We start from the raw sequence: 4896 nt of genomic DNA on the forward strand, positions 1-4896 counted from the left end.
GCAGCGAAGCAATCCAGAGTGTTTCCGCAGCGGCAGTCTGGATTGCTTCGTCGCAAGTGCTCCTCGCAATGACGATGTGGTGCGAGCAGGGTGTCTGTTACGACCGTCGCCCATCCAGCGTCGCCGTCACGCACGTTGCAGCAGCATCCGCAAGTTGCGTTGACCATCACCGCCTCGATCGTTACCGCACGGCCGCCACCTGTGACGTCACCATCGGCGGCCGTGCACCATACATCAGCGTGCGCCACAGCCATTCGATCGGGCCGTATCGGTAGTGGTGCAGCCACCATGCGCTGAACAGCACCTGTCCGGCGTAGACGGCGATCCCGATGGCGAGTGTCTCGGTTAGGCCGAGCCGTCCGAACAGGCCAAGGCCGTAGCCGTAAAAGATCCAGCCGAAGATGACGGATTGTGCGACGTAGTTGGTGAAGGCCATCCGGCCCAACGGCGCGGCCCAGCCAAGCAGTCTCTTGCCGCGCTCGAAACTGGCGATGCCGAGGATGGCCGCACCATAGCCCAGCGCCAGCACGATGGTGCCGAGCGGCTCGATGCCGCCATAGAGTAAGCCTGCTCCGATACCGATGGCGGGGAGCGCGATGACGAGCAGGCCGCGCGCATTTTGCAGAATGCCGCTCCGCCAGGCGAGCGCTCCGACCAGAAACAGCCCGATCGTGCGTGAAAAGACGAATGCGTGCAGAGACGCGATGAGGGGAATTTCGCGGAGACGAAACGCCAGGACGTCGAGGAAGCCGCCCGTGGCATAGATGCGATTTGCATCCATGACGTCCCGCCAGATCGCGGTCCTGCCGGGAAACAATCCAGCCGGCGGAAAGGCCTGCATTGTCAGATACAGCGCCAGAAACGCCGGCGCGGCGAGCGTCAGCAGCCAGCGCGGACCAAACAGGAACGGCAGCACGATGAACCCCGCCAGTGCGTATTCGGTGAGGATATCGCCGTTCCAGATCAGGCACAGATGAACGACGCCGAACACCAGCAGCACAGCGAGCCGGCGCAGGAGCAGCGAGATGCGGCGCTCGTTGTCCGCGAGCCGGTCGAATTGAATGGCAAGGCCTGCGCCGAACAGCAGCGAGAACAGCGCAAACGCCTTGAGTTCGACGGCCTGCGTCAGGATCGTTTCGATCGCGCGATCGATTGGCGAAGCGAGCATCTTGGGACCAAGAAACTGCTCGAAGATCGAAATGCGAAATTCCATGACGACGTTGATTGCCATGACGCCGAACAGGGCAATGCCCCGCAGCACGTCGATGGCGTCGATGCGCTCCGCGGAGGTCGTCGGCCCGGGGAATACGGTGCTATCGGACGTCATGGAAGAATTCCAATTGCAGCTCGGTGGCGCGCGGTGGGGGGCGAGGTGTCGCCGCATTCTCCGTCATTGCGAGCGCAGCGAAGCAATCCAGAGTGTTTCCGCGGAGACAGTCTGGATTGCTTCGTCGCAAGGGCTCCTCGCAATGACGGTGTGGCGCGAGCAGGCCGTCTCTTGAGCAGCCGTGCAACGGGCCGCCCTCAAACGCGTTGCAGCAACGGCCGCAAGCTCCGGATGTCCGCCACCGTCTCGATCGCATAAACCGACTTGATCAACTGCTCCGACTTTTCCCGCCCGACCACCGGCGCGATCAGGTCGCGGGCCTTGTCGATGACCTCGTCCCGCGTCATCGGGTTGCGTGGCGTGCCGCGCACGGCCGTGACGCGTTCGGAAAGTTTGGTTCCGTCGGCGAGCTCGATCTCGACGATGGCGACGCGGACCGGCAGCAGTTTGGCCAGCTCCTCGTCGCGTACCAGATTTACCTTGGCGCGCTCCTTCAGCACGGCGGCGTCCTGCATGCGCGGCTTGTCGTGCGCGGCGTGGAAGGAGGCGGTCTTGTCGAGCAGCATCACCGCGACCATGTGCTGGAGGCAGATATCGGGGATGTCGCGGTTATCCACGACCTCGGCGACCGACGGCGCAAGCCGCACCGTCACGCGCTTGACCTGATCGGCCTCGAACGCCTGTTTGCTGCGGATCGCATAGATCGCATCGAGCGGCCCCTGGATCGGCGAGCCCACGGTCCATTTCTTGATGTCGGTGCCCGCGATCTCGTAGCGCTCGCCGAGCTTCTCCACCAGCTTTGCGGCCACAGCCTTCGGCGCATAGGCGAGGAAATAATTGTCCGGACCGGAGAACACGTCGTCGACACCGTTCCAGTCCGAACGCACCAGCAGCGCCGCGGTCACGCCGTTGCGCGCCGGCATGCCGGCGAAGACAAAACCCTTTTCGATATGGTCGACGTCGCGCCGCCACACGATGAAGCCGGAGGATTGCTGCGCGGCATAGTCCAGCACCCAGCGCATCCGGCGTGCGTCGAAGCCGGCGACGCAGGCCGCCGCAGCCGAGGCGCAGAACGTGCCGGAAATGCTGTGCGTGCTCAGCGTGCTCTCATAGCTGAAATCGGCGCCGCCCATCGCCATCACCACGCGCGTGCCGACATCGTAGCCGAGCGTCACTGCCCGCAGGAAATGGGTGCCGTCAATTCCGAGGCTTTCACCGAGCGCAAGCGCGGCGGGAACGACCGAAGAGCCGGGATGCGAGCGCGACGGGCTGTGGGAATCGTCGGTCTCGTCGGCATGCGCCATCACGCCATTGGCGAGCGCGGCCTCGACCGGCGATGCGGCGAGCGCGGTGCCCGCGACGGTGGCCGTTCCCTGCGCGGCATTGGCGCGGATGTAGCGCTGCGCCGCCTGGCCGGGCGGCAGCTCCGATCCCGAGATCATCGAGGCCAGCGTATCGAGAATGTGGTGCTTGGCGTGTTCGACGATTTCGGGCGGAAGCGCGCGGGCTTTGGCAGCGCTCATATAGTCGCACAGCACTGTCATCTCCGGCCCGGAGCCATATCCCTCCGCGAAACTGCGAATGGGTGTGAGCGAGAGGCTGGTCGCCGTTGCAGCGGAGAGGGCGAGAAAATCGCGTCGTTTCATGGTGTCCCGTTCTTTGGTGCAGGAATCCGATGAAACGGATAGCGCATATTCTCCGTCATTGCGAGCGCAGCGAAGCAATCCAGAGTCTTTCCGCGGAAGCAGTCTGGATTGCTTCGTCGCATCTGCGCAAAATTGCTACGCAATTTTGTCGCTGAGCTCCTCGCAATGACGGCGGAAGCAGCCGCGCAGCCTTTCAACGCTGGGCTCGCAATGACGGTGGAGCTCTGGCCGTCCGCCCTACGACAGCCGCATGTCCAGCAGCCGCCGGCCTTCGCCCTTCAAGAGCTTCTTCACCGCGCTCGAGGCCACGACTTCGCCGTCATTGGCGTAGGCTTCGTGGTTCTTCTCGATGTCGTCGAGGCGGTAGAGGTAGTTGACCATCACGCCGGCGGACTCGCGCACGCCCTTCGGCGAGAGGTCGCCGAGCCAGTTGATGCGTTCGAGCCGCGCGCCGTTGCCGAGATGGAAGCGGGCGACGGAGTCGATCAGCTTGCCCTTCGGCGTGCGCGCCTTCAGGAAATAATGCGCGGCGAGCGGTTCGATCACGCCGCGGAGCAGCGTGGTCGTTTCAGGGTTCTCATACCATTTGGGATCGTCGAGCCGCTTCAGCACCTCGCGGTCCTCGTCCGTCAGCGGCAAATCCTTGTCCTGCTTCACCCACGCCATGAAGCCCGGCACCGGCGACAGCGTCACGAAGGTGTCGAGCTTCGGCGTTTCGCGGCGCAGCTCCTCCACCACCTGCTTGATCAGGAAGCTGCCGAAGGAGATGCCGCCGAGGCCACGTTGGGTATTCGAGATCGAATAGAACACGGCGGTGCGCGCGCGCTCGATCGGCAGATGCTGGCGATCGACCGCGAGCAGCGGGGCAATCGCACCGGGAATGGTCTCGGTCAGCGCCACCTCGACGAAGATCAGCGGCTCGTCCACCATGGCGGGGTGGAAGAAGGCGTAGCAGCGGCGGTCAACCGGGTCGATGCGGCGGCGCAGATCGTCCCAGTCGCTGATCTCGTGCACGGCCTCATAGCGGATGATCTTTTCGAGGATGTTGGCCGGGGTCGACCAGTCAATCCGGCGCAGCACGAGAAACCCCCTGTTGAACCATGACGAGAGAAGATGCGAGACGTCGCGATCGAGCGCGGCGAGATCGGTGTGTCCGTTCATCATGCCGAGCAAATCGGCACGCATGTTGACGAGATCGCCGGTACCACCAGGCGCGCGGTTGAGGCGGCGGATCAGCTCCTGCCGGCGCGGTTCCGAGGCGAAATGCAGCGAGCTTGCGTCCTCGTCGCTGGGCTTGGCGCGCCACTTCTCGATCGCCCTGGACAGGCGTTCCCGGTCGGGGCCGAAATCGCGCACCAGCGCTTCGAAGAAGGCGCGGCGTCCTGCCGCATCCAGATCCTGGTAGAGATCGAGCACCTCGCGCGCCATGGCTGTGCCGGAGGCTTCGCCCCGGCCCGACAGCAACGCACCGCAGAGCTCGATCAGCCCGTCGGCATCCTGTTTGGTGTCCGCGGAGTCGCGGCGAAGCAGCGTGCGGCCGCGTTCGGAGATGGTGGCGAGCAGGTCGGAGAAGAAGGCGTTAGCCATCTGGGCCTTTCGAAACCGGGTTGTGCGGTGCGGGAAGCTTACACGGGATTTAGGCGGAAGCCGATCACAATCAAGCAGGCGATTTTGGCAACTTTAGCTGGGCCGTGCGTTTCGGGAAGGGCGGCATACCGGACGAGGACAGGGTGCGCATCCGGTGGCATTCGGGGAACGAGACGACCGCCACATACTCCGTCATTGCGAGCGCAGCGAAGCAATCCAGAATCCCACCGCGGCGGCAGTCTGGATTGCTTCGTCGCTACGCTCCTCGCAATTGTGCAAGTCCACTAATTCGCTGATCGAGAGATTTCGGTTTTGGCGGCGGCAAAATCTTTTGGA

General features: G+C 63.9%; 3 protein-coding genes. All 3 read right to left on the bottom strand.

What is annotated here, in order from left to right:
• Positions 1–181: 181 nt before the first annotated feature.
• Entirely contained in the window at positions 182–1327 is a 1146-nt protein-coding gene (locus tag AC1RR3_RS36490; RefSeq protein WP_492829806.1) for a DUF418 domain-containing protein, read from the bottom strand.
• Between the two features lie 197 nt (positions 1328–1524).
• Positions 1525–2973, bottom strand: a complete 1449-nt coding sequence (locus tag AC1RR3_RS36495; RefSeq protein WP_492829808.1) for an MmgE/PrpD family protein — start codon at positions 2971–2973, stop codon at positions 1525–1527.
• A 237-nt stretch (positions 2974–3210) separates the two neighbouring features.
• Positions 3211–4560, bottom strand: coding sequence for a malonyl-CoA decarboxylase (locus AC1RR3_RS36500; RefSeq protein ID WP_492829810.1), 1350 nt, complete (start codon positions 4558–4560; stop codon positions 3211–3213).
• Between the last annotated feature and the right edge of the window lie 336 nt (positions 4561–4896).

The sequence above is a fragment of the Bradyrhizobium sp. GW821-FHT13H05 genome, assembly GCF_058804065.1.